General features: G+C 63.6%; 25 protein-coding genes. 20 read left to right on the top strand and 5 right to left on the bottom strand.

Annotated elements, in window-relative coordinates:
- Nucleotides 1-100: 100 nt before the first annotated feature.
- From C6W88_RS17665 to C6W88_RS17655, 3 genes are all read left to right on the top strand, one after another.
- The gene (locus tag C6W88_RS17665) at nt 101-1,753 is read left to right on the top strand and encodes a nitrite/sulfite reductase (protein ID WP_045992193.1); all 1,653 of its coding nucleotides are present in this window, start codon (nt 101-103) and stop codon (nt 1,751-1,753) included.
- Nucleotides 1,746-2,288 (top strand): DUF934 domain-containing protein, encoded by a 543-nt coding sequence (locus C6W88_RS17660; RefSeq protein ID WP_108133417.1) that lies wholly within the window; start codon nt 1,746-1,748, stop codon nt 2,286-2,288. Before C6W88_RS17665 ends, C6W88_RS17660 begins: the two co-directional genes overlap by 8 nt.
- Nucleotides 2,289-2,692: 404 nt before the next feature.
- Nucleotides 2,693-3,682 (top strand): AraC family transcriptional regulator, encoded by a 990-nt coding sequence (locus tag C6W88_RS17655; RefSeq protein ID WP_108133416.1) that lies wholly within the window; start codon nt 2,693-2,695, stop codon nt 3,680-3,682.
- A 57-nt stretch (nt 3,683-3,739) separates the two neighbouring features.
- Here the strand turns inward: C6W88_RS17655 and C6W88_RS17650 are convergent, their stop codons facing one another.
- A complete protein-coding gene (locus C6W88_RS17650) occupies nt 3,740-4,186 on the bottom strand; it encodes a hypothetical protein (RefSeq protein ID WP_146164681.1) in 447 nt (148 codons plus the stop codon).
- A gap of 245 nt (nt 4,187-4,431) precedes the next feature.
- On the bottom strand, nt 4,432-5,049 hold the full coding sequence (smrA, locus tag C6W88_RS17645; protein WP_108133414.1) for a DNA endonuclease SmrA: 618 nt from the start codon (nt 5,047-5,049) through the stop codon (nt 4,432-4,434).
- Between the two features lie 169 nt (nt 5,050-5,218).
- On the opposite strand from smrA, the gene C6W88_RS17640 reads away from it, so the two are divergent.
- From C6W88_RS17640 to C6W88_RS17620, 5 genes are all read left to right on the top strand, one after another.
- Nucleotides 5,219-5,650 (top strand): gamma-glutamylcyclotransferase family protein, encoded by a 432-nt coding sequence (locus C6W88_RS17640; protein WP_108133413.1) that lies wholly within the window; start codon nt 5,219-5,221, stop codon nt 5,648-5,650.
- A gap of 81 nt (nt 5,651-5,731) precedes the next feature.
- Nucleotides 5,732-6,082: an arsenate reductase family protein gene (locus tag C6W88_RS17635; RefSeq protein WP_108133412.1), complete on the top strand. Its 351-nt coding sequence runs from the start codon at nt 5,732-5,734 to the stop codon at nt 6,080-6,082.
- A gap of 71 nt (nt 6,083-6,153) precedes the next feature.
- Nucleotides 6,154-6,774: an NAD(P)H:quinone oxidoreductase gene (gene wrbA / locus C6W88_RS17630; RefSeq protein WP_108133411.1), complete on the top strand. Its 621-nt coding sequence runs from the start codon at nt 6,154-6,156 to the stop codon at nt 6,772-6,774.
- On the top strand, nt 6,771-7,175 hold the full coding sequence (locus C6W88_RS17625; RefSeq protein ID WP_045992201.1) for a DUF2069 domain-containing protein: 405 nt from the start codon (nt 6,771-6,773) through the stop codon (nt 7,173-7,175). Before wrbA ends, C6W88_RS17625 begins: the two co-directional genes overlap by 4 nt.
- A 131-nt stretch (nt 7,176-7,306) precedes the next feature.
- Nucleotides 7,307-7,795, top strand: coding sequence for a c-type cytochrome (locus C6W88_RS17620; protein WP_045992202.1), 489 nt, complete (start codon nt 7,307-7,309; stop codon nt 7,793-7,795).
- Between the two features lie 12 nt (nt 7,796-7,807).
- On the opposite strand, the gene C6W88_RS17615 is transcribed toward C6W88_RS17620, so the two are convergent.
- Nucleotides 7,808-8,635: a cytochrome b/b6 domain-containing protein gene (locus C6W88_RS17615; protein ID WP_108133410.1), complete on the bottom strand. Its 828-nt coding sequence runs from the start codon at nt 8,633-8,635 to the stop codon at nt 7,808-7,810.
- A 264-nt stretch (nt 8,636-8,899) separates the two neighbouring features.
- Between C6W88_RS17615 and pdxH the strand changes: the two genes are divergently transcribed.
- On the top strand, nt 8,900-9,541 hold the full coding sequence (gene pdxH / locus C6W88_RS17610) for a pyridoxamine 5'-phosphate oxidase (protein ID WP_108133409.1): 642 nt from the start codon (nt 8,900-8,902) through the stop codon (nt 9,539-9,541).
- Between the two features lie 78 nt (nt 9,542-9,619).
- Here pdxH and C6W88_RS17605 read toward each other — a convergent pair whose 3' ends face one another.
- Nucleotides 9,620-12,367 (bottom strand): bifunctional acetate--CoA ligase family protein/GNAT family N-acetyltransferase, encoded by a 2,748-nt coding sequence (locus C6W88_RS17605; protein WP_108133408.1) that lies wholly within the window; start codon nt 12,365-12,367, stop codon nt 9,620-9,622.
- 227 nt (nt 12,368-12,594) lie between these two features.
- Between C6W88_RS17605 and C6W88_RS17600 the strand changes: the two genes are divergently transcribed.
- Nucleotides 12,595-13,530: a histone deacetylase family protein gene (locus C6W88_RS17600; RefSeq protein ID WP_108133407.1), complete on the top strand. Its 936-nt coding sequence runs from the start codon at nt 12,595-12,597 to the stop codon at nt 13,528-13,530.
- Between the two features lie 295 nt (nt 13,531-13,825).
- Nucleotides 13,826-14,458 carry a helix-turn-helix domain-containing protein gene (locus C6W88_RS17595; RefSeq protein ID WP_108133406.1) on the top strand — a complete coding sequence of 211 codons (633 nt, stop codon included), beginning with the start codon at nt 13,826-13,828 and terminating at the stop codon, nt 14,456-14,458.
- Between the two features lie 174 nt (nt 14,459-14,632).
- On the opposite strand, the gene C6W88_RS17590 is transcribed toward C6W88_RS17595, so the two are convergent.
- Nucleotides 14,633-15,490, bottom strand: coding sequence for a formate dehydrogenase accessory sulfurtransferase FdhD (locus C6W88_RS17590; RefSeq protein ID WP_108133405.1), 858 nt, complete (start codon nt 15,488-15,490; stop codon nt 14,633-14,635).
- 236 nt (nt 15,491-15,726) lie between these two features.
- Here C6W88_RS17590 and C6W88_RS17585 point away from each other — a divergent pair, with 236 nt between their 5' ends.
- From C6W88_RS17585 to C6W88_RS17545, 9 genes are all read left to right on the top strand, one after another.
- Nucleotides 15,727-16,158 (top strand): DUF3305 domain-containing protein, encoded by a 432-nt coding sequence (locus tag C6W88_RS17585; RefSeq protein ID WP_108133404.1) that lies wholly within the window; start codon nt 15,727-15,729, stop codon nt 16,156-16,158.
- A gap of 67 nt (nt 16,159-16,225) precedes the next feature.
- On the top strand, nt 16,226-17,032 hold the full coding sequence (locus C6W88_RS17580; protein ID WP_181248658.1) for a DUF3306 domain-containing protein: 807 nt from the start codon (nt 16,226-16,228) through the stop codon (nt 17,030-17,032).
- Between the two features lie 119 nt (nt 17,033-17,151).
- Nucleotides 17,152-18,966: a 4Fe-4S binding protein gene (locus C6W88_RS17575; protein WP_108133402.1), complete on the top strand. Its 1,815-nt coding sequence runs from the start codon at nt 17,152-17,154 to the stop codon at nt 18,964-18,966.
- Nucleotides 18,963-19,622: a TorD/DmsD family molecular chaperone gene (locus C6W88_RS17570; protein WP_045992211.1), complete on the top strand. Its 660-nt coding sequence runs from the start codon at nt 18,963-18,965 to the stop codon at nt 19,620-19,622. The genes C6W88_RS17575 and C6W88_RS17570 overlap by 4 nt, the downstream gene beginning before the upstream one ends.
- A 2-nt stretch (nt 19,623-19,624) precedes the next feature.
- Complete coding sequence (locus C6W88_RS17565; RefSeq protein WP_045992212.1) at nt 19,625-19,837, top strand: twin-arginine translocation pathway signal; 213 nt, start codon at nt 19,625-19,627, stop codon at nt 19,835-19,837.
- 18 nt (nt 19,838-19,855) lie between these two features.
- The gene (locus C6W88_RS17560) at nt 19,856-22,711 is read left to right on the top strand and encodes a formate dehydrogenase subunit alpha (RefSeq protein WP_108133401.1); all 2,856 of its coding nucleotides are present in this window, start codon (nt 19,856-19,858) and stop codon (nt 22,709-22,711) included.
- A 34-nt stretch (nt 22,712-22,745) separates the two neighbouring features.
- The gene (gene fdh3B / locus C6W88_RS17555) at nt 22,746-23,369 is read left to right on the top strand and encodes a formate dehydrogenase FDH3 subunit beta (protein ID WP_045992214.1); all 624 of its coding nucleotides are present in this window, start codon (nt 22,746-22,748) and stop codon (nt 23,367-23,369) included.
- Between the two features lie 9 nt (nt 23,370-23,378).
- Nucleotides 23,379-24,422, top strand: coding sequence for a formate dehydrogenase subunit gamma (locus C6W88_RS17550; RefSeq protein ID WP_108133400.1), 1,044 nt, complete (start codon nt 23,379-23,381; stop codon nt 24,420-24,422).
- A 149-nt stretch (nt 24,423-24,571) separates the two neighbouring features.
- Entirely contained in the window at nt 24,572-24,901 is a 330-nt protein-coding gene (locus C6W88_RS17545; protein ID WP_108133399.1) for a DUF1244 domain-containing protein, read from the top strand.
- The last annotated feature ends 17 nt before the right edge of the window (nt 24,902-24,918 follow it).

The raw sequence follows: 24,918 nt of genomic DNA, 5'->3' as shown, positions 1-24,918 counted from the left end.
TGCACCCAAACTATGACTATTTATTCTTTTATAGCATAATGGCGTGCAGGTAGAGTAACCCGCAACGTCCCGTCATTCCCTGGCTGCAGGAAAGCGCTGAATGTATCGCTACGACAACCATGATCAGACCCTGGTCGACGAACGCGTCGCACAGTTCCGCGACCAGATGCGTCGCTACCTCGAAGGCAAGATCAGCGAGGAAGAATTCCTCCCGATCCGGGTGCAGAACGGTCTGTACGTACAGCGTTACGCGCCCATGCTTCGCATCGCCATCCCCTATGGCATGCTGGCCTCCTACCAGCTGCGCAAGCTCGGTGAGCTGGCCGCCCGCTATGACCGCGGCTACGGCCACTTCACCACCCGTACCAATCTTCAGCTGAACTGGCCGAAGCTCGAGGACGTGCCCGAAATGCTGGCACAGCTCGCCAGCGTGCAGATGCACTCGATCCAGACCAGCGGCAACGATATCCGCAACACCACCACCGACCAGTTCGCCGGCATCGCCGCCGATGAAGAAGTGGATCCGCGTCCCTGGTGTGAGCTGATTCGTCAGTGGTCGACCTTCCACCCGGAGTTCTACTACCTGCCGCGCAAGTTCAAGATCGCCGTGACCGGCGCCGCCGAGGATCGTGCCGCCATTCAGGTCCACGACATCGGTCTGCGTCTGTGGCGCAACGACGCCGGCGACGTCCGCGTGAAGGTGCTGGTCGGTGGTGGTCTCGGCCGTACTCCGATGATCGGCGAGACCATCTGCGAGGACCTGCCCTGGCAGCATCTGCTGACTTACCTCGAGGCAGTGCTGCGGGTCTACAACCAGTTCGGTCGCCGCGACAACAAGTTCAAGGCGCGCATCAAGATCCTGACCAAGGCACTCGGCATCGACGAGATGCGTCGGCGCGTCGAGGAAGAATGGGCCCACCTCAAGGACGGCGCCCAGACCCTCAATCAGCAGGCCATCGACGACATGGCGGCGCACTTCGTCGATCCGCCCCGTCGCAAGGTGGATGACGCCGCCATCGAGGCCTTCGAGGCGTTGCGTCGTGACAACCGGGCCTTCGCCCGCTTCGTCACCAACAACGTCACCGACCACAAGGTACCGGGCTACAAGGCCGTTACCCTGTCGCTCAAGCGCAGCGGTCATTCACCGGGTGACGTTACCTCCGAACAGATGGCTCAGATCGCCGACCTGGCCGACGAGTACAGCTTCGGCGAGCTGCGGGTGACCCACGAACAGAATCTGGTGCTGTCCGACGTGGCCGTCGACCGTATCGAGGAACTGTGGCACAAGCTCGAGGAGCTGCGCCTGGCCAACCCCACCGTGGGCACCCTGGCGGACCTGATCTGCTGCCCTGGCGGCGACTACTGCGCCCTGGCCAACGCCAAGTCCATTCCGGTGGCCCAGGCGATCCAGGAGCGCTTCGACAGCCTCGACTTCCTCTACGACCTTGGCCCGCTGGATCTCAACATTTCCGGCTGCATGAACGCCTGCGGTCATCACCACGTCGGCCACATCGGCATTCTCGGCGTGGACAAGAAAGGCGAGGAGTATTACCAGATCTCCCTCGGCGGCAGTCAGGGCAACGAATCCTCGCTGGGCAAGATCCTCGGCCCCTCCTTCTTCCGCGAAGATGTGCCGGAGGTCATCGACAAGGTGCTGCAGGTGTATGTTGGCGCCCGCGAAGCCGACGAAACCTTCATCGACACCTATCGCCGCATCGGTCTGAAACCCTTCAAGGAGCACGTTTATGCCTGAGCAGACGCCGCAACGCCCGCTTATCAAGGAACGCCGCCTGGTGGAAGACGCCTGGGTGCTCCAGTCTGACGTCGATGACGAGGGTGCAAACCCCGTCAAGCCCATGACTATCGTCCGCCTGGACGTCTGGCTGGCCGCCGAGCGTCGCGACGACCTGGCGCCCTGGCTGCCCAGCGACACCCAGCTCGATGAGGACACCGTCGCCGCACTCAGAGACGCGCCGCTGATCGCCATCGACTTTCCCAAATTTACCGACGGCCGCGGCTATTCGCTGGCCCGGGTACTCAGGGAGCGTCACGGTTTCAAGGGCGAGATCCGTGCCGTGGGCGACGTGCTGATCGACCAGTTGTCCTATATGGCGCGCTGTGGCTTCGACGCCTTTTCGCTGCGCGAAGACCAGGTCGTGGAAGACGCCCTGGCTTCGCTCACGGTGTTCTCGCGCCACTACCAGGTGTCCGTCGACAACCCGGAGCCGATGTTCCTGCGCCGTCAGCGCGAGGCGCGTGAACGCCAGCGGGAAACTGCCGTCGCCTGACCCTATCCGGGTTGGACAGCTTGCCTGGTTCGACCGACCTCCTGCCAGGCAAGCAGGAAGCATCACCATCAACAATGCCGCGATCTCCGGCGCCATCGCCCCAGTGGTGACAGGCTGGCGCCAGCAGGAATCGCGGCATTGTCGTGTCTGGTGGAAGGGGCACCAGCAGATGGGATATCGATGTGCCGCGCTTTATACCCGTTCATGCCCATCCATGCTTATTCATGCACAATATGTAAGCCATAGATCCTGAAAGACGAGCCAATCTCATCTTTTTCTCAGGCATTGGAGGTAGCTCGCCACTGGCCGCCGAACCAGTTGGCGTAGTGATCTATGCTGAACAAGCGCTGCTCGAACGCGCAACAGATGATGATCACGCACCCCAGACCTTGTTCAGGCTCCTTATGTCCAGCGAAGCGCCATCCCCCCTGGCGGCCTTTCAGCGTCACTCGACGATGGTGGTTGCACCAGAGTTACGCTTTGACTACTGGCGCAGTCTGCATCCCTCCATAGCGCTCGACCTTCCCCAGGGCCGCCATGCCGGCGACTATCGTGCCAACCTGATCAACGCTTCAAGCACCGAGGGCACGGTCCTTGGCTGGTGCACCAACGATGACACCAGCGCCCACTTCGCCCAGGACAACACCGACTTTGTGCTGGTCAGCCTGACGCTCGCGGGGGAAGCACGCCTACAGCAAGCCGACGGCCAGCGACATCGTGTCACCAGCCAGAGTGGTCTGGTGGTGCTGGATAGCTGCCAGCCACTTTCCAGCCTCGCCATGCAGCACTCGATGCTGTACCTGATGATTCCCCGACCCCAGGTCAAGGCCAGGGCGCCTGATGCGCTGACGCGGGCCGAGTCGAGCCCCTTCAGCCTTCCCGACAACGCCATGACCCGGTTGCTCACGACCCATCTGCTTGGCGTCATCAAGGAGCAAGAGGCCCTCGCCGGCGAGGACTTGGCCTGCGCACTGGATACCGCTCGCGACATGAGCCTGGTAGCGCTGGCGCAGTTGAAAGGGCCGCTGTCGCTCGAGTGGGAGGCGACCCAGCGCCAAAGCCTGCTGAAGGCCGCCTGCCGCTATATCGAACTGCATGCCAGTGAACCGGGCCTGGACGTCGCTCGCATCGCTCACGCTCTTGGCTGCTCCCGTGCCGGGCTCTACCGCGCCTTTGCGGCCCATCCAGAGAGCGTGGCCGAGACCCTCAGGCGAACCCGGCTGGAACAGGCAAGGGCCAGGCTCAAGACCCGCCATCCGCCCAGCATCGATCAGCTGTCGTACCACTGTGGCTACCTGAACGCCGCCAGCTTCACCCGTGCCTTCAAGCGTCAATACGGTGCCAGCCCCCAGGACTGGCACCGAGAGTGGTGCGAGCGTCAGTTGCTGCTCTGATGTCTGGCGACATCAACGTCCTTGTCTGTCGTCTCCGCCCCCGATGCCAGAGGTCGACTAGCCAAGCTCTTCGAGCAGATGGGCCCGGGCATCCTCCAGAGGCTCGATGACGTGAAGCGTATAGAAAGACAGCAGCAAGGCCCGCTCTTGCTCGTCAAGCGGTCGAGAGCTCCCCTGGTCGCCCAGCGCCAGTCGCTGCTGACACCTTGTCGCCGTTTCACTCGCCTGCTCGACAAGTGCCATGGCGCGATTACGCAGATGATCCAGCTTTTGCTGGTCATGGTCGGTGAATACCGGGCCGAAGTCCTGAATCCGCCGGTTCGCCCGGTCTAGCCGGCGCAGCAATGGCATCAGCTCATCACAGTGCCAGTAGCGGTGCCCCAAGGTAGGTATCGAGTGATGCTTGAACCACTGCCAGTGATCGTGAAGTTCCGCGATGATCATGTAGCCCCCTGCCAACTGAATGACGTCATAAGGCCACTGCACCGACAGTGGATGACTCATCAAGTCGCTCCCCACCTTGCCGTGACCCTGCCAGCGCATTGCTTGCCACTATCGCGCTATAGGAACCCTAGTCGCGGCAGCCAGTGCAGACTGTTCCAACTTGATGCCGATTGTCTCGATGGCGTCCTTGGCGAGGCCACGCAAGCGACCCGGCGCCATCTGCAGGATGGCGCCGGGTGGAAAGGAAGTAACAAGAGGATCGATGCAGGAAAGCGGCCGGGAAGCCGCAACAGGCTTCGCCAGGTCTATCCGCGACGCTTCTGCTGGCGTTCACGGTTCGCCGCGCGGGCACGCTCGCTCTTTCTGAGCATCACCCAGGTGGCGCCGAGTCCACCGTCAGCCTCCTGAGCAGACACGAACGCCTGGACCTCGTCGAGGGCGGGTAGCCACTTGGCCAGACAGGAGCGCAGCACATTGGCGGCGCCATCGATCTCGCGGCTGCGTCCATGGACGATCAACACCGAGCGCAGATCCGCCGCGTAGGCGTCGCGGATGAACTGGGGCAGACTCCCCCGGCATTCATGCAACGGGCGCCGCAGCAGGTGAAGACTGGCCTGCACCGGATACCCGCCCTGCCGCAGGCGCTCGACCACCCCGGTCTGAATGCCATCGCGGCGGTATTCCAGCGGATCGAAGGGAGGCACCAGGTCGACGAAGTCGTCACTGAGACCATCAAGCCCGTCGTCTCCACTCAGGGCATGACGACGCCTGGCCAGCTGTGATTCGGTTGGCGCGCCTCGGCGACGGCCGGCATCGGCACGATTGTTGGCCTGACGCAGTGGTTGGACGTCCCCCATCATGGCCTTGAAGTCCACATCATCATGGGCACCATCAAAAGACTCGGCGCGGAGAAATTCGCTCATGGGGCACCTCCTCGTCTTGGCGGGAATCTTTATCCTAGCAAGGCCGGGACCGCCGCCGATAGAGGGGAACCTCGGTTCGACAAGCCGGCCGCCTGGTGAGAGGCTAGTCAAGCGAGACACGCCGCCTTTCGATTTCCTGCACACACCGCTCATTTGTCATTGGTCCCCCATGAACACCCTGACGCTCTGGCTTGCCCGCCTGCTCTGTCTTGTTGGCGCACTGATCATCGGCCTTTACGGCTGGTTCTGGTACACCTACCAGAGCCCTTATGGCTATACGTCTCCGGCCGCCATGGAGCAGTCCACTGACGGCCCCCACCGAGTCTTTGTCTACGGCACCCTGCGCTCCCCCTGGGTGCGCTGGCTGGTGACCGGACAAAGACTCGAGTCGACGCCCGCACTGCTCCCGGGGTATCGCCGAGAGGGGCTCGACCTGGAGGTCGATCGTGATGACCAGGTGGCCGGACAGCTACTGGCGGTGGATAGCGAGACCCTGGCCGAACTGGACCGCTACGAGCGTCTGGGCGTGCGCTATGAACGCGTCAGGCTAACCCTCGCTCGCGGCGATGAGGTCTGGGCCTATCGCCTTCTCGAGCAATGACCTGCCTTGGCGGCGCGTCGTTGTGGCCGGTCGCGCCGGCGATCTACAATAGCTGCCGATTCCCACTCGACCGGAGCTGTCATGGCCGCACTCACGCTATTGCATAATCCTCGCTGTTCGAAGTCCCGCGAAGCCCTTGCCCTGCTGGAGCAGGCCGGCGCCGAGGTCCAGGTCCGCCGCTACCTCGACGATCCCCTGGACGGTGAGGAATTGCGTGGCCTGATCGCCCGGCTGGACGGCAAGCTCAGCGACCTGGTGCGCGCCAACGAGACCGAATGGAAGAGTCTGGGCGCCGACCGTGAAGATGAATCCCAGGTGGTGGCTGCCATCCTGGCCCATCCTCGAATCCTCCAGCGCCCGATTCTCGACAACGGCGAGCGAGCGGTAATCGGCCGCCCGCCCGAGGCCATCACGTCACTGCTGGAGAGTTGAGGCCAGCCAGCCTCTTCGCCCGTTGCCTCGGGCTTTCGTCAACCCATAGGCTCTTGCCATAAGGAAAGTGCATGTCGGATCTGCCCTACGTTCTGGTCCTTTACTACTCCGGCCAGGGCGCCACCCGGGCGCTGGCCGAGCGCATCGCCGCCGGTGTCGAGTCTGTCGCCGGCGTCGATGCTCGCCTGCGTACCGTGGCTCCGGTGTCACCGACCTGTGAAGCGGTGGACCCGGAAATTCCCGCCGAAGGCGCTATCTACGCTGACCTCGACGATCTTCGCAACGCCAGTGGCCTGGCGCTCGGCAGCCCCACACGCTTCGGCAACATGGCGGCTCCTCTCAAGCACTTTCTCGACGGCACCAGCGAGCTGTGGCTGTCAGGAGCGCTGATCGACAAGCCCGCCACCGCCTTCACCTCCACCTCGAGCCTGCACGGCGGCCAGGAGACGACGCTGGTAACGATGCTGATGCCGCTGCTCCACCATGGCATGGTCTACGCCGGGCTGCCCTACAGCGAGACGGCCCTGACCCGCACCCAGGGCGGAGGCACCCCCTACGGCGTCAGCCACCTGGCTGGCGTTCGCAGCGATCGCCCGCTGGACGAACACGAGCGTGAGCTGGCCTTCGCCCAGGGCGCGCGCCTGGCGCGGCTGACGCTCGCTCTGGCTGACGCCCGCAAGGGGGCCTCATGAGAGCCTGGCTTGAGGGGGTAGAACAGCGGCGCGGGCTTGACCGCCTGACCCGACAGTCGCGCCAGCTGGTGCTGGTCGGCTTTGGCCTGCTGCTGGCAATGATGGTGTACCGCGGTATCGCGGTGGAAGCCGACGGCAATCGTTTCGGTCCGATGATCGCCTTCGTGCTGCCTCTTGTGCTGTTTCTGCCATCCATCCTGACCCGCCGTCCACGGGGCCATGCCTGGCTGGCCTTCGTCAGTCTGCTCTACTTCGCCCAGGGGGTGATGATCGCCACCCTGCCGGGACTCGGTCTGCGTGGCGTCGCTGAGGCACTGGTGGCGCTGGTGCTGTTTACCGGCTGCATGGGCTACGCACGCTTTCGCTCTCGTCAGATGCGACAGCACCAGGGCAATTCATAGCTCTTGTTCAGGCCGACCGTCATGCCCTTCTGGCGGCAGCCGCTCTCCTTGCTATCTTGAGGATGTCGTTGCATTCGCGACGCCATCCTCGACAACGCCCGGCCCATGTCGCCAGGCAAGGAGTAAGGACAATGACCGTGACCCCGTTGCATGCCCTCGTGACCGGACTTGGACTAACGTTGGCCAGCGCCTGTGCACTCGCCGAGGAACTCCCCGATGCCAGCGTCGAGATCGAAGACGCCATCGAATACCGTCAGGATGCGCTGGGCGTGATGGCCTGGCAGATCGGCCCGCTGGGCGCGATGGCCCAGGGCAAGCGCGACTTCGACGCCGAACTGTTTCTCGAGAAGGCGCGTCGCCTCGCCGCCGTGGCACCGCTACCCTGGGAAGGTTTCGTCAAGGGCTCACTGCAGGGAGACGACCATGGCGTCGAGACCGATGCCCTGGCGGACATCGCCGATGACTACGAAGACTTCGACCAGCGCTACCACACCCTGATCGAGGAAACCGCAAAACTCGCCGAGATGGCCGACGGTGGTGACCAGGATGCGCTGTTCAAGCAGGTGGCCACCGTCGGCAATACCTGCAAGGGGTGTCACGACAACTTCCGCGCCGAGTGACCCTCCGCCGCTTCACAAGCGCCCCCACAGCCACATCACACACCCCGTACTGAACAGGGCCAGCAGCGCCGCTCGTACCATCAGGGCCGAGCGGCCAGGCTCTACCCCTTTGCCGCTGCTTCCACGTTGCCCCTGCTGCTGATCTGACGTCCGATCTAGCTCTTGATCTGACTGTTGCTCTGGTTGTTGGTGGGTCTCTGTGTCCGTCTCGGCCCAGTGCGCACCCCGCGGCAGCGTCTTGCGGCCGCTGAACATGGCGCCTACCAGTCGCTCGCCGAGGCAGCGATGGGCTAGCAGAGCCCCCAGGTGAAGCACGATCAGCGCCAGCAGCACATTCGCGTTGAGGTGATGAATCCACAGAGCCGTGTCGCTGACTGCTGCTGGCACCAGGGTATGCAGCGGCGCCTCGAAGAAGATGTCATCGGTGACAAAGAGCCCCGTCAGCGCCTGAATCGTCAGGCTCGTCAGCATCGCCAGCACCGCCCAGCCCCCCAGCGGATTGTGACCGGCAAAGATATCGGCACGTCGCTTCATCAGGTCTCTGGCATAGGACAGCGTTACCGAAGGAGAGCGCAGCCAGGAGCCGATGCGTGCGTGGTGATCGCCGACCAGCGCCCACCCCCAGCGAAACAGCAAAAGCCCAAGCGCTATCAGCCCAGCCCTGGCGTGCACGTTCTGCGGAAAGTCGAACAGGTCGGTCTCCACCTTCATGGTCAGAAATGAGAGTACAACGCAGGCCACCAGCCCCCAGTGGAATAGCCGGATGGCCAGGCTCCAGACACGCCGGCTACGCCCTGACGGCCTGTGCTCGGCGGCTGACGTTGACTCGACAGATGGCATGGTCGCTCCCCTTCGCTGATAAAGGCACAACGCCTGGCGCCAGTGACGATATACTCAAGATAGCCACTCCCTGTGGTGGCGCCTTGCCAAAGCGGTACTTGCTAAAGCTGTAGCAGCTGACATTCATCATGACTCGCGACGATGAAGGTGGTGTTCCCGGCGACGCGGGGCGACATCTCGGACACAAGGTGCGATGATTTATCAATTGGACGACGGTACCCCTAGTGGCCGTCCTTTTTTTGTCTGATTCCACCGGAGATACCGATGACCCGTGATATTGCGGACATTCGACGTGACTATGAAGGCGGCAGCCTGGACGAAGGCCAGGTACCCAAGGATCCCTTCACCATGTTCGATGAGTGGTTCGCCCTGGCCCTGGATACCGATCCCCAGGATGCCAATGCCATGACCCTGTCGACCGTGGACAGCCAGGGCCTGCCCCACGCGCGGGTGGTGCTGCTCAAGGGGTTCGATCAAAACGGGATGGTCTTCTACACCAACTATCACAGCCACAAGGGTAGCGAACTGGCCAACGTCCCCCATGCGGCCCTGACCTTCTGGTGGCCCAAGCTGGCGCGCCAGGTGCGCATCGAAGGACGCACCGAGCAGGTCGCAGAGCAGGAGTCGGACGAGTATTTTGCAAGCCGTCCCCGCGGCAGCCAGCTCGGGGCCTGGATCGCCACCCAGAGCGTGGTCATCCCCGATCGCGACTGGATCGAGCAGCGCCAGCGGCGCTTCGAGAAGGCCTACGAAGGCCAGGATATCCCGCGCCCGGTGCACTGGGGCGGCTACCGCGTCGTCCCCGAAATGATCGAGTTCTGGCAAGGACAGCCCAGTCGCCTGCATGACCGGGTTCGCTACGGCCGCCGCGATGGCCACTGGGAAGTGGTGCGGCTGGCACCCTGAACGAATCATCCGACCGGCTCCCGCCTTGCAAGCACAGGCGGGAGGCCAGGCCGGCGGTCCTGGAATCGAACCGACCTGCTACTCCATCGGCCGTTCCAAGCGGTGGCGCTGCCAATCGTTGCCCGGCTCGTTGAGGCGCAGCACTGCGTCCACCACCTGCTCCTCCATGTTGAAGCTTTGTCGGAACCCGAGGTGCTTCATCAGTGCGCGCATGGGGTGATTGTCGATCATGATCTTGCCGACCATCTCCAGGGTGCCGACCCCCTTGCAGTAGCGGATCATCTTTTCCATCAGACGACTGCCGATACCGAGCCCCTGAAGGTCATCGCGGATGATGATCGAAAACTCGGTTCGGATATTGTCGGGATCGTTCCAGACCCGAACCACCCCCAGCATCTCCTTGCTGCCGTCTTCGCAAAGGCGCTCGGCGATAAACGCCATCTGTCGGTCGTAGTTGATATGGGCCAGGCGCGACAGATCGCCCTGGCTTAAATCGGTCTTGTTGTGGAAGTAGCGAAAGCGGATGCTCTCCTCGGACAACTGCCCGTGGAAGTCGGTAATCAGCGGGGCATCTTCAGCCCGAATGGGCCTGAACTCGACGTCCCAGCCGTTTCTGAGCTTGACCCACTCCCTCAGTTCTTCGGGATAGGGCATGATCGCGAAGCGCGCCGGAGAACCGAGGTCCATGGCGAAGTCCACCGCCACCATGCCGTCGCGATTGAGCAGCAGCGGGTTGATCTCGAGACCACGCAGCCGAGGCAGGTCGGTAGCCATCTGCGACAGGGTGACCAGTAGTTGGCACAGCCTTTGTTCATCGCGCTGTGGATCACTCGAGTGCTCACGAATCAGCCGCGCGGCGTGGGTACGAGACACCATGTCCGCGGCCAGCGTCATGTTCAAGGGCGGCAGGGAGACCTGTCGATCCGCCAGAATATTGACCTTGTAGCCGCCGATGCCGAATAGAATCAGTGGTCCGAAGACCGGGTCCCGGGAGATGCCTGCGCACAGCTGCATCGAATGCTTGCCCCGTTGCATGGGCTGGAGACAGAACTCTCGCACGCGAAAGCCGGGAAATTTCTCGGAGACCTTCTCGCTGAGGCGATCCACCGCCTCGGCCACGTCGCCGGGTCTGGCCAGATCCTGGACCAGCCCCGCCGACAGCTTGTGAGGATGTCGCCGGTAACGAAATGGCCGACTGTTGCCGTCGTGCACGATCTTGATCGCGAAGGGGCCCGTCAGCTCCCGGGCGGCCTCCTCGGCGGCCTGGGCACCGTCGGGATAGCGACTCTCCGCCACTGGCAGGCCGTAGGCCTTGAGCACCTGGGCGGTCTCGCTATGGGTCAGGCTCTCGCGACCATCGGCGAGCACCTCGTCGATCAGCCGGTGGCAGCGCTCTCGCACCTCGGACGAGGTCGAAAACGGCAGGCTCGGGGGCGTCTGCTGCAATAACGACTGGACCCGCTGATAGTCGACCATGTGCATGAAGGCCTTCACCGCCTTCTCCGGCGACAGATAGGTGGGTACACCCGCTTCGTGACACAGGTGACGAGCGCCGATCGCCTGTTCGAAGCCCATCCAGCTGGTCAACAAGTTACGCCGAAAGCGCTTGCGTTCACGGATCAGCGCCTCGGCGGTCGCCTTGGAAGGCGCCAGACGCGTCGGAGCATGGACCACCAGTACGGCGTCCACATTGGGGTCGGCGGCGACGATCTCCAACGCCGCCACGAAGCGTTCCGGGGTGGCGTAGCCCCCGAGATCCACCGGGTTTTCGCCGGGCTTGCTGATATCGAGGTCTCGCTCACGCAGCGATGTCTGGGTAGCCTCCTCGAATTCGGCCAGACGACCTCCGGCGTTGATCAACTTGTCGATGGCCAGCATGGCCGGCCCCAGCCCGTTGGATACGATCGCCAGACGGTCACCCTTGAGTGGGCGCATCCGTGACAGTGTCTCCAGGGCGTCATACAGCTCGTCGGAATCGTTGACCCTTACCACGCCCGCACGCGCGAAGGCCGCATCGAAGACCCGATCACGATGGGTGACGCCTGGCGTCGGTGGCAGGCCGCTGAGGTCGGCTTGGCTGGTCCTGCCACTCTTGATCGCCAGTACCAGCCGATTGCGCGACGCATCACGCACGGCGGTCATGAAGTGCTGGGCGTCGTGGACCCGTTCAAGGTGCAACAGGATCGCCTGGGTGGGCGAATTCTGGTTGATGTAGTCGATCAGGTCGGGAAGCATGACATCGACGCTTTCCCCCAACGTCAGCAGGTGAGAAAAGCCGATCCCGCGCCCGGCCGCCCAGTCGATCATGGCGTTGGCCAGCATGCCCGACTGCCCCAGATACGCCACCTTGCCCCTGGGCACCGTATGACTGGAGTAGGACGCATTGAGCCGTCGTCCCGGCACGATCAAGCCCATGCACTCCGGCCCCAGTATTCGAATGCCGGAGGACCGGGCCGCATCGAGCATGCGCTGGCGGATCGACGACTTGCCGCCTTCGTCCTGTTCCAGCTGACTGCCACCGGACAGCACCAGGGCCGCTCGCACCCCGCGTTCACCCAGCCGGCTCAACAGTTTCGGCAGGGTCGAGACCGGCGAACACAGGATCGCCAGGTCCACCACCTCGGGAAGTTGAGAGGTGCGAGCGACACACTCGACCCCGTGGACGCTGGCGTACCCCTTGGGGTTGACCGCCCACAGCTTGCCGCCGTAGCCGCCGTCAAGCAGATTGCGAATGACCTGCCCACCCGTGGACTCTGGCTTCTCGGAGGCACCCACCACGGCGATCGAGGCGGGATCGAAAAAGCGACGAAGAAACTGGGTGCTCACAGGTGGTCTCCTCAGGCGACGGGTAGCCGACACCCTGGCGGCGAATTGTGCGCACTTGCGCACTTGAACGTTTGGAAATAGTGCCGGAGTGTGGCGCCACCCCACAACCACGTCCAGCGCTAGCTTGACCAGGAACAAGGCATCCTTGGCATCACGCTTCGACCATTTGCCACTGTCTCGGGGTTCGTATTACTCCTAAGGTGGCGCCAGACCAGTCGGAGATATCGATGATCACAGCCTTTCTCAGTCACCCGTACTGCCAGCGTCATGACATGGGGCCGGATCATCCCGAGAGTCCCTTGAGACTCGATGCCATCAGGGCGCAACTGATGCGCTCTGGCGTGCTGCAACACGCGATGCAGGCAGACGCTCGGGAGGCCACTGAAGAGCAGTTGCAGCGCGTGCATCCCGAGGCGCACCTCGCTCGGCTGGAGCAGACTTCGCCCCAGGAGGGGCACGCCTCGATCGACGCCGATACCCTGATGAACAGCGACAGCCTGCAGGCCGCACGTCTGGCCGCCGGCGCCGTGGTCAAGGGGGTCGATCAGGTGTTCCGCGGTCAGGCCGACAATGTCTTCTGTGCGGTCAGGCCTCCCGGTCACCACGCCGAGGCCCAGGAGGCCATGGGCTTCTGCTTCTACAACAATGTTGCCGTCGGCGCGGCACACGCCCGCGCCGTCCACGGAGCGCGGCGCATCGCCATCCTCGACTTCGATGTCCACCAGTGCAACGGCACCATCGACATCTTCAAGAATGACCCTGAGGTGATGGTCTGCACCAGCTTCCAGTATCCCTTCTACCCCTGGCGCTATCTGGATACCCCTTACCCCAACGTGGTCCACACGCCGCTGCCCGCCGGCACCGAAAGCGCTGGTTTTCGCGCGGCCATCGAGCGTGACTGGTGGCCCGCTCTTGAAGACTTCCGCCCGGAACTGATACTGGTCTCGGCGGGCTTCGACGCCCACCGCGACGACCCCATGGCAGAGTTGTGTCTCGCCGACGAGGACTACCACTGGATCACCCAGGGTATCCTCGATATTGCCCGGCGACATGCCGAGGGCCGCGTCGTCTCGGTGCTGGAAGGGGGCTATGACCTGGCGGCGCTGGGACGTTCGGTGGAAGCCCATCTGCGGGCCCTGCTGGGGTTGGCCTACCAGCCCTGACGACGGCGACTGGAGCCGTCATGGCGAATCGTCTTTCACCTGGTGGCTTGGCTTACCCCTTGCGCTTGCTTTGCCCCTGCCATCGGCCTGTGTTTCCCGATGCCGGGAAACATGTCCGGGAGATATCGACGCGCCGAACTGCCTCATGGTGGACTCGGCTGCCAGGCCTCCAATAGCAGGCCGGGGCAGATAGCTCAGATAGAAAACCCGGGTCGAAGGCCCGCTGAGACACAGGCAGGGAGTGGCGACGCTGTGGTAGCCTAGAGGAAACCTGGTTTCCTATTGTGAACACGACATGGCGCAACACACCGATCAGGAGGCGGCACTCAAGATCGCCTCCGGCCGCAAGGCCTTCGTCGAACCCCTTCGTCTGGGGGAGCGACTCAAGGAGATTCGTCTGGCCAACCAGTGGACCCTGGAGGACGTCAGCCAGAAGACCGGTCTCGCGCGCTCGACCCTGTCGAAGATCGAGAACGATCAGATCTCGCCGACCTTTACCGCCGTGCAGAAGCTGATCGGCGGCCTCGACATCGACCTGCCCCAACTGCTGTCACCGCCCAGGCAGCAGACCCGCACCATGGGCAGGCGAGACATGACGCGCCGCGGCGAAGGCCAGCGCCACCCTACCCCAACCTACGAACACGAGCTGCTCAGCTGTGAGCTGGCGCAAAAGCGCATGATCCCGTTCAAGACCATCGTGCGCGCCAGACACTTCGAGGAATTTTCCGAGTGGGTGCGCCATGATGGCGAGGAATTCCTGATGGTGCTGGACGGCGAGATTCTGCTGTACTCGGAATTCTACGAGCCGCTGCGCCTGATTGCGGGCGACAGCATCTACTTCGACAGCGACATGGGTCACGCGCTGGTTTCGGTGAGTGAAGAGGACGCCACCGTACTGTCGGTCTGTACCCGTCGCGAGAACACCTGAGCGAAAACGTCTGGAAAGCCTCCGATCACGCCTGGGGCTTGTCTGAAAAGTGCCTGCGCTCGGTAATACGGCGTAAAAAATCGGATCAAAATGCTCATTTACACCCCGTAAACTGCGCTTTCTCACCGATTTTTGCCTTGTCTAACCTTCGCTCGTCGACTTTTCGAACAGCGCCTAGTCTTTCGTCTGCCGGCGCTTGATATCTCCGGGACGCCGGGTCGGCTGTGCGTCGAAGTCGAAGCGCTCGCGCCCATGGACAATCTGGAGCCTGCGCCCCTTGGCCCGAGCGATCAGCAGCACGCCGAAGCGCCGGGCCAGCTCCACGCCCTTCTGGGTAACGCCTGAGCGCGACACCAGCACCGAGATACCCATCTGGGCCACCTTGAGCACCATCTCAGACGTCAGCCGTCCGGTGGTATAGAAGATGTCCGCCTGGCCGAGTGGCAGGTCGTCGAGCCACTCTCGGCCAGCCAGGGTGTCCACCGCATTATGCCGGCCCACGTCTTCGACAAAGTCGAGCACCTCGGTCTGACGACATAACGCACAGCCATGGACCGCCCCCGCGCTGCGGTAGGTCTCGTTGTAGTCTCCCAGGTTGTCGAGCAGCCGATAGATCACCGACTGACTCACCCTGGCCTGGGACAGCCGGGTCTGTGGCACCGCATCGAGCAGGCGGCCGAATACCGTGCCCTGACCGCAGCCGGTGGTAACGGTGCGCTGGCCTAGCCGTTGCTCCAGATCCTCCGGCGAATGGCGAGTGACCACCGCCGCAGCCTCGACTTCCCAGTCGACCATCACCGCCTCGAGGTCTTCGCGCTGCGTAATCAACCCCTGATTGCGCAAATAGCCCACCACCAACGCCTCCGGGTCCGCTCCCAGCGACATCAGGGTGACGATCTCCCGCCGGTTGAGGTAGACCGTCAGCGAGCGCTCCGCGGCGATAGCCTGACGGTGCGATTCGCCGAACTCATCGACGACGTCGATCTCGATGGTGGGCGGCAACAGGGCGTGACTACGTTGTATGGTCGACATCTCGATCCCCGATAAACGTTCCCGATAAACATTCCCGACAAACCTTTCCGATAGACCTTCCCATCGGACAATAAGCGCTGAGGTGGCCGGATAACGTCGAATTGACGGCGTGATGCGGAAACTGCTTTGCTAATACTGCTTGCTGACACGAGTCGGCCGATAAAAGCAGTCGGAACCACGGATCAGGTTCGACGGCATGACTGACCGCATCCTGCCATTGCCAAGGACATTACGCCATGACGAGGCTAGCCAATCGCCGGCCACTCAGTGTGACGATCACGCCACAGGACAAGGTGATCAAGGGCTTTCGCCAGCGTAGCTGGGCAGTCGAGCGTCTGGAGCCTGGCGATCAGGGGCCCAGCGTCGTGACGCTGGTGCTCAGCCTGACCGAGCGGGCGGCTTATCGGTTCAACCTTCAGGCCGCTGCCCCACGTCTGTTTATCCGCGCCGGACACAGCGACGGAGAGCCCCATATCGATGCCGTCACCGCCAGCCAGGACGTCGCGGCCAATTGGATGGACGGAGAACACCGCGTGCTCGCCACAGAGATGCCACTGGCGATCCAGGCCTGGATAGAGGCCTATCTGGTGGCCCATGGCGAGGCGCCGATCGAGGGGCGCAAGAAAAAGCGCAAGGGTGCCGGACGTGCCCGGGAGAACACCCCATGAGTCGCCTGTCACAGTGGTCCCGCAAGAAAAGACGCAAGGGCGCTGGTCCAGCTTGGGAGAACACCCCATGAGTCGCCTGTCACAGTGGTCCCGCAGAAAGCTCAAGGACCCGTCGGTTGTCGACGGCACACCCCCTGACGCCACCGCCGCCAGTGATGCTGCTGTCGACACGCAGCGAGCCCCCGCCGCCCCAATTGCCAGCAGCGATGCCGAACCGTGCCACTCCGAGGTCGATACCGCTGCCGCGCCCGAGCACGATGCGCACGACGGCGCACCACCCGCGGACGCGACCTCTGATGCGGACGTCGAGCTACCGCCTCCCGAGTCGCTGGCGCCCGGCAGCGATATTCGGGCATACCTCGCCTCGGGCGTGGACCGGGCGCTCAAGAAACGCGCCCTGCGCCAGCTGTTTCGCGGTGAACGCTACAACCTGCGCGACGGGCTGGATGACTATGATGATGACTTTCGCGCCAAGCTGACCCCCTTGCCCAGCGAGACCGCCCAGCGCCTGCGCCGGTGGTGGGATAACGTCGATGACGAGGATGCCGCGGAAGATAGCGTCGCCGACTCAGCCGGCGAAACGCCAGACGCTCTTTCAGACACCCCGCCAGACGCCCTGCCAGACACCCCGCCAGGGCACAGCGATCAGGAAGACGGCGCTAGCGACGAGGACGTCGCCGATACCACCACGACGCCATCACCGTCACAGTCGCAAGCCAACGCCACAACGTCGGAGGCCATGACACAAGCTGGCGAACGAGGTGTCAGCCACACCTCCGCATCCGCCAAGGCAGGCCGTGCAGCGCCAGCCGCTGGCCGGGCGCTGGCTGCCAGCGAGGAAGATCCCGAGGGGCCTGGTCCCACCTCGTCATAGCGGTGCTTACCGCCTTCGACCAAGGAGTGTTGGCGCATTTGATGTACAGCGCTCACACTTGGGGATGACACATAAGAAAAAAATCATAACGAACACAAAGTTTTCGACCGTGAGTCAGCATGAACCAGAAAATCGCAACCGTGCCGGTGGACACCGAGGTCAACCGGCAGGCCCGTGAGCGAGCCCTAGGCGCCGTCTCCTGGCCGCTCAATCTCGTCGCAGCAACGGTGGGTTACCAAAGCCATGGCCATCTACTGGCGATTGGCGACAGCGCGTCCCTGCTGGAAGTGCTGGAGCGTGCACGAGGGCTTGAACAAGGGCTTGAACAAGGGCTTGCCAGTATCACGCTGGTGGTGACCGATGTGCCGGATGATGCTCTGTTGCAGCGTGCCGAGGCTGCCGATGTGCAGCTCCAGCCGCTACTCGCCTCCCAACTCGGACGGCTGCACCTGGAAGGCTACCTTGGCCACTTCAGCGCCTGGCTCGACGGCCATGAGGGCCCCATCGAGCTTGCCCGGGCGCTGCTGGGCCGAGAACACCATGACCTGGTGCTGGATCTGACACCGACACCGCGCCTGCCCCTGGAACTCCCGCCTCCCGGCTATTTTCATGCCCCGGTCGCCGGTGAAGCGCGCACGACGCTGATCGACGGCCTCGGCGACTATATCGGTGAATTCGAAAAGCCCCGCTACTTCGAGGTCCACGCCGATCGCTGCGCCCACTCCACTCGTGGCTTCGGTGGCTGTACCCGCTGTCTGGAAGTGTGTCCCGCCGACGCCATCAAGAGCGTCCCCGGACGCATCGATGCCCGCATCGAGATCGATCCCTACCTGTGTCAGGGGGTCGGTAGCTGTACCAGCGCCTGCCCCACCGGGGCCATCGAATTCCGCCAACCGCATAGCCTGCGTCAGCAGGACACCCTGCTCGCCTGGCTCGACCACTACCACGCCGCCGGCGGCCAGTCGGCGGTGCTGCGCTTCGTTCAGGCCGATCACGCCCAGCACCTGCAACCCGACGCGGCCGGCCACGTCATCGATGTGGCGCTGGAAGATCTGGGTTCTGCCGGCGTCGACCATTGGCTGTCGGCCATTGCCGCCGGCGCCTGCGAAGTGCGCATCCAGGCCTACTCCGACATGCCGGACAGGCTGGTCGCTCACCTGGAGGATCAGCTGACCCAGGGCAGAGCGATCCTCGAGGCGCTGGGGCAGGATCCCGGCCGACTGCAGTGGTTCAGCGACGAGGAGCAGGAAAGCTCGCTCGCCCTGCCTCGCCATGCGGGTCTGACGCCCCGGCTGCGCTCCCTGGAACAGGCTCAAGCGTTCGGGAGCGACAAGGACACCCCGTCGGCCACGGTACAAATGGCCGGCGGGCGAACCGGCAATACAGGGGCAACAGATGGCGCAGAAGCGCCGGGCAAGCGCGAGCGTCTCAACCTGGTACTGGACCATCTGGCCACCACTGGCCATGTCGACGGCGAGCGGCACCCGATGCCTCCGGGCAGCCCATTCGGGGGCATCGAGGTCAATGCCGATGCCTGCACTCTGTGCATGGGCTGTGTTGCCAGCTGCCCGACCGGCGCGCTCGGCGCCGGAGGTGACACCCCGCGCCTCGACTTTCGCGAAGCAGACTGCGTCCAGTGCGGCCTGTGCAGCAAGAGCTGTCCAGAATCCGCCATCCGCCTGTCTCCCGGCTTCCTCGCCAGCGCGGAACGCAGCCAGTGGCGAGTGTGCCACGAAGACGCACCCTTTCACTGCATCGTCTGTGGCAGCGCCTTCGCCAACGCCCGCACCATCGCCGCCATCCAGCAGAAACTGGCCAACCATGCGTACTTCAGTGGTGACCAGGCACGTCGGCTGGAAATGTGTCAGGACTGCCGGGTCAAGGACGTATGGCACGAGATGGCGACCAATCCGGAGGCCCAGCTCAAGCTATGACCACGCACGACATTCCTGACTCCCGCACCGAAGAAGCCGATCTGAGGGCCGACATCTACGCCCTGCTGGCGGCACTGCTGCGCGAGCCCCCCAGCGAAGCCCTTCGCCAGTGGCTTGCCGGCCTCGAGGGAGAGCCGGACGACATTCGTCTGAGCCAGGCCTGGAGCCGGCTGGCCGCCGCTGCTGCCGACAGCGACGTCGAACGCCTGGAGCGTGCCCACTTTCGTCATCTGATCGGGGTCATCCAGGGCGACGTGCTGCCCTACGCCTCCTACTACCGCGAAGGCGGCCTGATGGAAGCATCACTGGTCGCACTGCGCCGGGACCTCAAGACGCTGGGCATCCAGCGCTCTGCCGACGTCTCGGAGCCGGAAGATCATCTGGCGGCAATGTGCGAGGTCATGGCGATGCTGATCGGCCAGAACGATCAGCGAGCCGGCAGCTTCTTCCATCGCCACCTGGCACCCTGGGCCAACCGCTGCATGCACGATCTTGCCCGGGTCGACACCCCCTTCTATGCGGCGCTGGGTGAACTGGCGACGCTGTTTTTCCAGCGCGAGAGCGCCATCCTGATCGACAACACTACCCTTGGAACCCCTGTGCCCGGCACCAGCGTCCACGAGGACCGAGGCCAGGCCCTTGGAGCAGGAGAATGAGCATGAGCACAACGCCCAACACTCAACGCCGTCGTCTTCTCAAGGCCCTGGGGGGCGGCACCGTGGCCGCCGGTGCCGCGGTGGTGGTCGGCCAGGCCTCGGTTGCTGTGGCGCGCGATGACAGCGCCACGACCGCCACCGAGAAAGCCGATGACAGCGCCGGTTACCGCGAGACAGAACACGTACGTGCCTTCTACGCATCCCTGCGCGACTGACAACAAGGAGAGCCTGCCATGCGACTGACACGTACCTCCACCACACCCAAGGTCTCCGGTCTCGGCATTTCCCGGCGCCAGTTCCTCAAGCGCAGTGGCGCAGCGACCAGCGGTGTCGCCGGTCTTGGACTGTTCGGCTCACCGATGATGCAACGCGCCGAGGCGGTCGAGAAGACGCCCTACAGCGATGCTCCGGTGGAAACCCGCCGCACCATCTGCTCCCACTGTTCGGTGGGCTGTGGCGTCTACGCCGAGGTCCAGGAAGGGATCTGGACCCACCAGGAACCGGCCTTCGATCACCCGATCAATCGCGGTGCCCACTGCGCCAAGGGCGCTTCACTACGCCAGCACGGTCACTCCACCCGCCGCCTCAAGTACCCGATGAAGCTGGTCGGGGGCGAGTGGCAACGTCTGTCCTGGGACCAGGCCATCGACGAAATCGGTGCCAAGGTGCTGGAACTGACCGAGCAGCATGGCCCGGACAGCGTCTACTGGCTCGGCTCGGCCAAGTTCAGCAACGAACAGGCCTACCTGATGCGCAAGTTCGCGGCGCTGGCCGGCACCAACAATACCGACCACCAGGCGCGCATCTGCCACTCCACCACCGTGGCGGGCGTCGCCAATACCTGGGGCTACGGAGCGATGACCAACTCGCTCAACGACCTCCAGAACAGCCGCTCGATCATGTTCATCGGCTCCAACCCCAGCGAAGCGCACCCGGTGGCCATGCAGCACATCCTGCTGGCCAAGGAGCGCAGCCAGGCCGAAATCATCGTCGTCGATCCGCGCTTCACCCGCACGGCGGCCAAGGCCGACCACTACGTGCGGATCCGGCCGGGTTCCGACGTGGCCTTCATCTGGGGCCTGCTCTGGCACATCTTCGAGAACGGCTGGGAAGACCAGCAGTACATCGACCAGCGCGTCTACGCCATGGACGAGGTCCGCAACGAGGTCGCCAACTTCCCGCCGAGTGAAGTGGAGCGCATCACCGGGGTGCCGGAAGCCGCCATGTACGATACCGCCAGGCGGCTGGCGGAAAACCGTCCCGGCTGCATCGTCTGGTGCATGGGTGGCACCCAGCACACCACCGGCAACAACAACACCCGTGCCTACTGCATCCTCGAACTGGCGCTGGGCAATATCGGCAAGTCAGGCGGCGGCGCCAACATCTTCCGGGGGCACGACAATGTCCAGGGGGCGACCGATCTCGGCCTGATGTCGCATTCGCTACCCGGCTATTACGGTCTGTCGGAAGCCGCCTGGAAGCACTGGGCGCAGATCTGGGACCTCGATTACGAATGGCTCAAGAGCCGCTTCGATCAGACCGAGTACGCCGACGGCTACCCCATGCACTCCAGCGGCATCACGGTATCGCGCTGGATCGATGGCGTCCTCGAGGAAGACCAGGACATCTCCCAGCGCACCAGCCTGAAGGCGATGTTCTACTGGGGTCACGCGGTCAACTCCCAGACCCGCGGCACCGAAATGCAGAAAGCCATGCAGAAGCTCGAGATGATGGTCATCGTCGACCCCTATCCTACCGTCGCCGGGGTCATGCACGATCGCAGCGATGGCGTCTATCTTCTGCCGGCGGCCACCCAGTTCGAGACCTACGGCAGCGTCACCGCCACCAACCGCTCTCTGCAGTGGCGTGACCGGGTGGTGGAACCCGCCTTCGAGGCCAAGCCCGACCACACCATCATGTACCTGCTGAGCCAGCGCCTCGGCTTCGCCGACGAGCTGTTCAAGAACATTCAGATCAACGGCGAGGAGCCGCTGATCGAGGACATTACCCGGGAGTTCAACCGCGGCATGTGGACCGTAGGTTACACCGGGCAGAGCCCCGAGCGGCTCAAGACCCACCAGCAGAACTGGCATACCTTCAGCTTCCGCGATCTGCGTGCCGAAGGCGGCCCGGCCGACGGCGATTACTACGGCCTGCCATGGCCCTGCTGGGGTACCGCAGAGCTCAATCACCCCGGCACCCCCATTCTGTACGACACCAGCAAACCGGTGTCCCAGGGCGGCCTGACCTTCCGTGCGCGTTTTGGCATCGAGCACGAAGGCACCCCGATTCTCGCCGACAACTCGTTCAGCGCCGGTTCCGACCTCGAGGACGGCTACCCCGAGTTCAGCGCCCAGATGCTCAAGGACCTGGGCTGGTGGGATGAGCTGACCGACGAAGAAAAGGCCGCAGCGGAAGGCAAGAACTGGAAGACCGACCTGTCCGGCGGCATCCAGCGCGTTGCCATCGCCCATGAATGCTCACCTTTCGGCAACGCCAAGGCGCGCTGCAACGTCTGGACCTTCCCCGACCCGATTCCGAAGCACCGCGAGCCGCTCTATACCTCACGCCGGGATCTGGTCGAGGACTACCCCACCTGGGATGACGTCGCCTCGCACTACCGCCTGCCGACGCTGTACCAGAGCATTCAGCAGAATGATGCCAGCAAGAAGTACCCGATCATCATGACTTCTGGCCGCCTGGTCGAGTACGAAGGCGGCGGCGAGGAAACGCGCTCCATGTCCTGGCTGGCCGAGCTGCAGCAGGAGATGTTCGTCGAGATCAACCCTGCCCTGGCCAACGACCTGGGGGTCAAGGACGGCAACATGGTGTGGGTGGAAGGCGCCGAAGGCGGCCGTATCAAGGTCAAGGCCATGGTGACGCCTCGGGTAGCGCGGGAAGTGGTGTTCATGCCCTTCCACTTCGGCGGCATGTTCCAGGGCGAAAGCCTGGCCGATCGCTATCCGGATGGCACCACGCCTTACGTGATCGGTGAGGCGGTCAACACCGCCACCACCTACGGCTACGACTCGGTGACCCAGATGCAGGAAACCAAGTGCACCCTGTGTCGCATCGAACTCGCCAGCTAGACACCGACGTCACCGAACCAACAGGAGTTTCGACATGGCCCAGATGAAATTCATGTGTGACGCCGAGCGCTGCATCGAGTGCAATGGTTGCGTCACCGCCTGCAAGAACGCCAACGAGGTCGAGTGGGGCATCCAGCGCCGCCGGGTGGTCACCCTGAACGATGGCGAGCCGTCCGAGGTGTCCATCTCGGTGGCCTGCATGCACTGCGATGACGCACCCTGCATGGCGGTCTGCCCCACCGACTGCTTCTACAAGACCGACGACGGCATCGTGCTGCACGACAAGGATCTGTGCATCGGCTGCGGTTACTGCCTGTACGCCTGCCCCTTCGGCGCGCCGCAGTTTCCCCAGCAGGACGCCTTCGGCGAGCGCGGCAAGATGGACAAGTGCACCTTCTGCGCCGGCGGCCCCGCCGACAGCCCCGAAGAAGAGTACGAGAAATACGGCGCCAACCGCATCGCCGAGGGCAAGCTGCCGCTGTGCGCCGAAATGTGCTCGACCAAGGCGCTGCTGGCAGGCGATGCCCAGACCGTTGCTGACATCTTCCGCGAGCGGGTGGTGCGCCGTGGTCACAAGGATGGCGCCTGGTCGGATATCGGCAATGGCTCGCCCTCGGCGATCGACGCCATGGCCTACGACGCCACACGTAACCAGTGAGGAGGCCCCATGAACCTTCGTGATGCCTTGCCTCGACCGGGTGGAGCCCTGGGGCTGGTGCTGCCGGCACTGCTGCTGTTGTTGCTGGCCTGCGCCGCTCCCGCCATGGGTGCCGACCCCAATGCCGAGATCGCCACCGCCGTACCCAGCGCCGACGCCGACACCTGGCGCCAGGTGAAGGATGGCGAGTCCTTTATCGATACTCGCCATGATTCGACCTACAGCCTGATCAACCAGAGCGGCGAGAGCTGGCGCCAATGGCGCAACAAGTGGGTCTCGCCCTTCGGGCTGATCGCCGTGGGCGGCATGCTGGCGATGATCACCATCTTCTATCTGATCGTCGGCCGCAGCCGCCTCGATGAGCCACGCACCGGGCGTAAGCTGTTGCGCTGGTCGGTACTCAGCCGGGCGCTGCACTGGACCCTGGCGACGCTGTTCATCATCCTGGCGCTGACGGGCCTCAACATTCTCTACGGCAAGTTCGTGTTCAAGCCAGTGTTTGGCGACGCCTTCTGGGCTGCGATGATCAGCGGCACAAAGTTCCTGCACAACTACATCGGTCCGTTCTTCGGTCTGCTGCTGATCTTCGTGCTGTTGCGCTTTCTCAAGCACAACTGGATCAAGGCCCACGATATCGAGTGGTTCAAGCAAGGCGGCGGCATGGTCGGCGACAAGCATCCAGACGCCGGCTTTGCCAACGGTGGCGAGAAGGCCTGGTTCTGGCTGTTGGCCACGGCCGGCATGGTTGTCTTCGTCAGCGGCCTGGTACTGGATTTCCCGAACTTCGACCAGAGCCGGGACACCATGCAGTGGGCCAACATCATCCATGCGGTGGGTGCCCTCGCGCTTACCGCCGTCTCCTTCGGTCACATCTATATCGGCACCCTGGGGACCGAGGGTGCGCTCGAGGGCATGACCACCGGCTACGTCGACGAAAGCTGGGCCAAGCAGCACCACAACCTGTGGTACGAAGAGGTCAAGGATCAGGCCGAGGCCCCGGCTGACGTGGAGGCAACCGACGATACCAAACCGGAATCTCCCAGCCCTTCCTGAGCGCAGCCCCACCCACGGTGAGCGCTATCCCTCTCGCCGCCCCGGGCTCACTCGGGGCGGCATTCTTTTGCCGCTGTTCTTGTGACGGTCTTGCGTTACCATCGTGGGACAGTCGCCCGACTGATCGTTTTCTGTTACTGGAGTCCCCCATGCAGCACCTCGATGAGGCCACTCGCACCGAACTCGAGGCGGCCGCCTTCCGCCGCCTGCTTCGCCACCTTGACGACAACAAGGATGTGCAGAACATCGATTTGATGATTCTGGCGGACTTCTGCCGCAACTGCCTGTCCAAGTGGCTGGTCGCCGCCGCCGAAGAGCGCGGTGAGACGCTCGACTACGAAAGCGCCCGTGAACACGTCTACGGCATGCCCTACAGCGAATGGAAGGACATGTATCAGGCCAAGGCCACCCCCGAACAGATGGCGGCCTTCGAGGCTCGCCAGCAGGCCAAGCAGCAGCGTACCGGTGACAAGGAGTGACGCCAGTGAGTCAGGAC

This window comes from Halomonas litopenaei (assembly GCF_003045775.1).
Taxonomy (GTDB): domain Bacteria; phylum Pseudomonadota; class Gammaproteobacteria; order Pseudomonadales; family Halomonadaceae; genus Halomonas; species Halomonas litopenaei.
Note: the sequence above shows the minus strand (reverse complement) of the source record. Positions and strands in the feature narration are given on the sequence as shown.